This is a genomic window from Thalassotalea profundi, from assembly GCF_014653195.1.
Taxonomy (GTDB): Bacteria; Pseudomonadota; Gammaproteobacteria; order Enterobacterales; family Alteromonadaceae; genus Thalassotalea_B; species Thalassotalea_B profundi.
Genome location: NZ_BNAH01000023.1, coordinates 1 through 5273, shown reverse-complemented (window position 1 = coordinate 5273; position 5273 = coordinate 1). Strand labels below are relative to the sequence as shown.

Annotated in this window: 1 protein-coding gene, 2 tRNA genes and 2 rRNA genes; 1 reads left to right on the top strand and 4 read right to left on the bottom strand. The window is 49.2% G+C overall.

What is annotated here, in order from left to right:
* Positions 1–48: 48 nt before the first annotated feature.
* Positions 49–2934, bottom strand: a 23S ribosomal RNA gene (locus tag IE155_RS17750).
* A 160-nt stretch (positions 2935–3094) separates the two neighbouring features.
* On the opposite strand from IE155_RS17750, the gene IE155_RS17745 reads away from it, so the two are divergent.
* A complete protein-coding gene (locus IE155_RS17745) occupies positions 3095–3265 on the top strand; it encodes a hypothetical protein (RefSeq protein WP_189379668.1) in 171 nt (56 codons plus the stop codon).
* A gap of 51 nt (positions 3266–3316) precedes the next feature.
* Here the strand turns inward: IE155_RS17745 and IE155_RS17740 are convergent.
* The 3 genes from IE155_RS17740 to IE155_RS17730 all read right to left on the bottom strand — a co-directional run bounded on the left by IE155_RS17740 (position 3317) and on the right by IE155_RS17730 (position 5259).
* Positions 3317–3392: transfer RNA gene (locus IE155_RS17740), tRNA-Ala, on the bottom strand.
* A gap of 129 nt (positions 3393–3521) precedes the next feature.
* Positions 3522–3598: transfer RNA gene (locus IE155_RS17735), tRNA-Ile, on the bottom strand.
* A gap of 118 nt (positions 3599–3716) precedes the next feature.
* Positions 3717–5259, bottom strand: a 16S ribosomal RNA gene (locus IE155_RS17730).
* The 16S and 23S rRNA genes sit together here with 2 tRNA genes alongside, the layout of an rRNA operon.
* Between the last annotated feature and the right edge of the window lie 14 nt (positions 5260–5273).

Below are 5273 nucleotides of genomic sequence, written 5' to 3'. Positions count from 1 at the left end.
TGTCAAACAACATACAACCACTATGTAGCAAAACTACTTGGGTGTTGTATGGTTAAGCCTCACGGGCAATTAGTATCAGTTAGCTCAATGCCTCACAGCACTTCCACACCTGACCTATCAACGTTGTAGTCTCCAACGACCCTTTAGGGAGCTTAAAGCTCCAGTGAGAACTCATCTCAAAGCCTGCTTCCCGCTTAGATGCTTTCAGCGGTTATCAGTTCCGAACGTAGCTACCGGGCAATGCCATTGGCATGACAACCCGAACACCAGTGGTTCGTCCACTCCGGTCCTCTCGTACTAGGAGCAGCCCTCTTCAATTCTCAAACGCCCACGGCAGATAGGGACCGAACTGTCTCACGACGTTCTAAACCCAGCTCGCGTACCACTTTAAATGGCGAACAGCCATACCCTTGGGACCGACTTCAGCCCCAGGATGTGATGAGCCGACATCGAGGTGCCAAACACCGCCGTCGATATGAACTCTTGGGCGGTATCAGCCTGTTATCCCCGGAGTACCTTTTATCCGTTGAGCGATGGCCCTTCCATACAGAACCACCGGATCACTATGACCTACTTTCGTACCTGCTCGACGTGTCTGTCTCGCAGTTAAGCTGGCTTATGCCATTGCACTAACCGTATGATGTCCGACCATACTTAGCCAACCTTCGTGCTCCTCCGTTACTCTTTGGGAGGAGACCGCCCCAGTCAAACTACCCACCAGACAGTGTCCCCAAGCCCGATAAGGGCCCTAGGTTAGAACATCACGCATACAAGGGTGGTATTTCAAGGATGGCTCCACGCATACTGGCGTACACGCTTCAAAGCCTCCCACCTATCCTACACATGTAGGAGCAATGTTCACTGTCAAGCTATAGTAAAGGTTCACGGGGTCTTTCCGTCTAGCCGCGGGTATACGGCATCTTAACCGCAAATTCAATTTCACTGAGTCTCGGGTGGAGACAGTGTGGCCATGATTACGCCATTCGTGCAGGTCGGAACTTACCCGACAAGGAATTTCGCTACCTTAGGACCGTTATAGTTACGGCCGCCGTTTACCGGGGCTTCGATCATGAGCTTCGCAGAGCTAACCCAATCAATTAACCTTCCGGCACCGGGCAGGCGTCACACCGTATACGTCATCTTTCGATTTTGCACAGTGCTGTGTTTTTAATAAACAGTTCCAGCCACCTGGTTACTTCGACTGCTCTGAGCTTAGGAAGCAAGTTCCATCACCCATATGCAGCGTACCTTCTCCCGAAGTTACGGTACTATTTTGCCTAGTTCCTTCACCCGAGTTCTCTCAAGCGCCTTAGTATTCTCTACCTAACCACCTGTGTCGGTTTGGGGTACGGTTCCTATATATCTGAAGCTTAGAAGCTTTTCCTGGAAGCATGGCATCAATGACTTCAACTCCGTAGAGTCTCGTCTCGAGTCTCAGCGTTAATGGACATCCGGATTTACCTAAACGTCCCGCCTACATTCTTTCACACGGACTACCAACGCCGTGCTCACCTAGCCTACTCCGTCCCTCCTTCGCAATATATAGAAGTACAGAAATATTAATCTGTTTCCCATCGACTACACCTTTCGGTCTCGCCTTAGGGGCCGACTTACCCTGCCCTGATTAACATGGGACAGGAAACCTTGGTCTTTCGGCGGGGGAGTTTTTCACTCCCCTTATCGTTACTCATGTCAGCATTCGCACTTCTGATACCTCCAGCAAGCTTTACAACTCACCTTCAACGGCTTACAGAACGCTCCCCTACCACTCTTACCTAAAGGTAAGAATCCGCAGCTTCGGTGCATAGTTTAGCCCCGTTACATCTTCCGCGCAGACCGACTCGACTAGTGAGCTATTACGCTTTCTTTAAAGGGTGGCTGCTTCTAAGCCAACCTCCTAGCTGTCTGTGCCTTTCCACATCGTTTCCCACTTAACTATGACTTTGGGACCTTAGCTGGCGGTCTGGGTTGTTTCCCTCTTCACAACGGACGTTAGCACCCGCAGTGTGTCTCCCGCATATCACTCATTGGTATTCGGAGTTTGCAAAGGGTTGGTAAGTCGGGATGACCCCCTAGCCTTAACAGTGCTCTACCCCCAATGGTGTTCGTGCGAGGCTCTACCTAAATAGATTTCGGGGAGAACCAGCTATCTCCCGGCTTGATTAGCCTTTCACTCCGACCCACAAGTCATCACCGCATTTTTCAACATACGTGTGTTCGGTCCTCCAGTTGATGTTACTCAACCTTCAACCTGCCCATGGGTAGATCGCCGGGTTTCGGGTCTATACCCTGCAACTAAACGCGCAGTTAACACTCGCTTTCGCTACGGCTCCCCTATTCGGTTAACCTTGCTACAGAATATAAGTCGCTGACCCATTATACAAAAGGTACGCAGTCACCCGAAGGCTTCCACTGCTTGTACGTATGCGGTTTCAGGTTCTATTTCACTCCCCTCACAGGGGTTCTTTTCGCCTTTCCCTCACGGTACTGGTTCACTATCGGTCAGTTAGGAGTATTTAGCCTTGGAGGATGGTCCCCCCATATTCAGTCAACATTTCACGTGTGCCGACCTACTCGATTTCATGGTAAGTTTGTTTTCGTGTACGGGGCTATCACCCTGTATCGCGTACCTTTCCAGATACTTCCACTAACTTACAAACCACTTAAGGGCTAATTCCCGTTCGCTCGCCGCTACTAAGGAAATCTCGGTTGATTTCTTTTCCTCGGGGTACTTAGATGTTTCAGTTCTCCCGGTTCGCCTCTTTATGCTATGTATTCACATAAAGATACTTGCTTGTGCAAGTGGGTTTCCCCATTCGGATATCGTAGCCTATAACGGTTTTTATCACCTTAACTACGCTTTTCGCAGATTAACACGTCCTTCATCGCCTCTAACTGCCAAGGCATCCACCACATACGCTTAGTCACTTAACCATACAACCCTAAGTAGTCTCAAAGACGACAAAGTACACATTGGTGACTAAACCAATGCAATTGTAAAGTCTGACATTTTCACGCACTCACATCTTTCGATGTTGGAGTTACTTGAATTAGATTTTTCGTTAATAAGTTGCCTTATTAACCAGCTCACGCGATGACCGATAAAATCATCTTGCTCGCTGTTGGTACTTACCATTATGCATCTGAACGCGCGACACGCCATTTGCCTGATAAATACCGGGTATTTATATCAGCTTTCCAAATTGTTAAAGAGTTCAACTTAAGACGCATTCGCTTAAATTGTGGTTTAAAAAACCAAACGTAATTTATTCATTTGAATACCTTAAGTTTGGTTTCTATTTCCTTTTAGAAGAAGTGGTGGAGCTAAGCAGGATCGAACTGCTGACCTCCTGCGTGCAAGGCAGGCGCTCTCCCAGCTGAGCTATAGCCCCTCTTTATACTCAAAGAGAGTGGGTAACATCTCATTAAAGCAACGTTAATTACGTGATAGACAAGGCGAATAAATACGACGTGTGCAACGCGCACATGAGTCTTTATTCAACGCAGTATCTCGCGTAACTTGGTAGGTCTGGGCAGACTTGAACTGCCGACCTCACCCTTATCAGGGGTGCGCTCTAACCAGCTGAGCTACAGACCTATATAAATCGTCCGAAGCTTTTATATGTTAGGACTTCTTCTTTACTTTCGTTATCAGTGCAATTTGTGTAGACACTCGTGAAATGCAAGCATTTCCATCGAGCCGTTTTACTTCAAGATAAGGAGGTGATCCAACCCCAGGTTCCCCTAGGGTTACCTTGTTACGACTTCACCCCAGTCATGAATCACAAAGTGGTGACCGTCCTCCCGAAGGTTAAACTAGCCACTTCTTTTGCAACCCACTCCCATGGTGTGACGGGCGGTGTGTACAAGGCCCGGGAACGTATTCACCGTAGCATTCTGATCTACGATTACTAGCGATTCCGACTTCACGGAGTCGAGTTGCAGACTCCGATCCGGACTACGACGTACTTTGTGTGATTCGCTCCACCTCGCGGTATCGCTGCACTCTGTATACGCCATTGTAGCACGTGTGTAGCCCATCCCGTAAGGGCCATGATGACTTGACGTCGTCCCCACCTTCCTCCGGTTTATCACCGGCAGTCTCCTTAGAGTTCCCGACTCTACTCGCTGGCAAATAAGGATAGGGGTTGCGCTCGTTGCGGGACTTAACCCAACATTTCACAACACGAGCTGACGACAGCCATGCAGCACCTGTCTCAGAGTTCCCGAAGGCACTAATCTATCTCTAGAAAATTCTCTGGATGTCAAGGGATGGTAAGGTTCTTCGCGTTGCATCGAATTAAACCACATGCTCCACCGCTTGTGCGGGCCCCCGTCAATTCATTTGAGTTTTAACCTTGCGGCCGTACTCCCCAGGCGGTCAACTTAGTGCGTTAGCTACGCTACCCACGCATCAAGTGCACAGACAGCTAGTTGACATCGTTTACGGCGTGGACTACCAGGGTATCTAATCCTGTTTGCTCCCCACGCTTTCGTGCCTCAGCGTCAGTATCTGTCCAGGTGGCCGCCTTCGCCACTGATGTTCCTTCCAATCTCTACGCATTTCACCGCTACACTGGAAATTCCACCACCCTCTACAGTACTCTAGTTAACCAGTTTCAAATGCAGTTCCGAGGTTGAGCCCCGGGATTTCACATCTGACTTAATTAACCGCCTACGCACGCTTTACGCCCAGTAATTCCGATTAACGCTCGCACCCTCCGTATTACCGCGGCTGCTGGCACGGAGTTAGCCGGTGCTTCTTCTGTTGCTAACGTCACAGATAATGGATATTAGCCATTACCCTTTCCTCACAACTGAAAGTGCTTTACAACCCGAAGGCCTTCTTCACACACGCGGCATGGCTGCATCAGGGTTTCCCCCATTGTGCAATATTCCCCACTGCTGCCTCCCGTAGGAGTCTGGGCCGTGTCTCAGTCCCAGTGTGGCTGATCATCCTCTCAAACCAGCTAGAGATCGTCGCCATGGTAAGCCATTACCTTACCATCTAGCTAATCTCACTTGGGCTAATCTAAAGGCGAAAGGTCCGAAGAGCCCCTCCTTTGGTCCGTAGACATTATGCGGTATTAGCAGTCGTTTCCAACTGTTGTCCCCCACCTAAAGGCATATTCCCAAGCATTACTCACCCGTCCGCCGCTCGTCAGCAAAGAAGCAAGCTTCTTTCTGTTACCGCTCGACTTGCATGTGTTAAGCCTGCCGCCAGCGTTCAATCTGAGCCATGATCAAACTCTTCAATTAAAAAATCGTTTGTG

Coding starts and splice junctions, on each gene's coding strand:
- IE155_RS17745 (WP_189379668.1), top strand. CDS start 3,095: ATGACCGATAAAATCATCTTGCTCGCTGTTGGTACTTACCATTATGCA.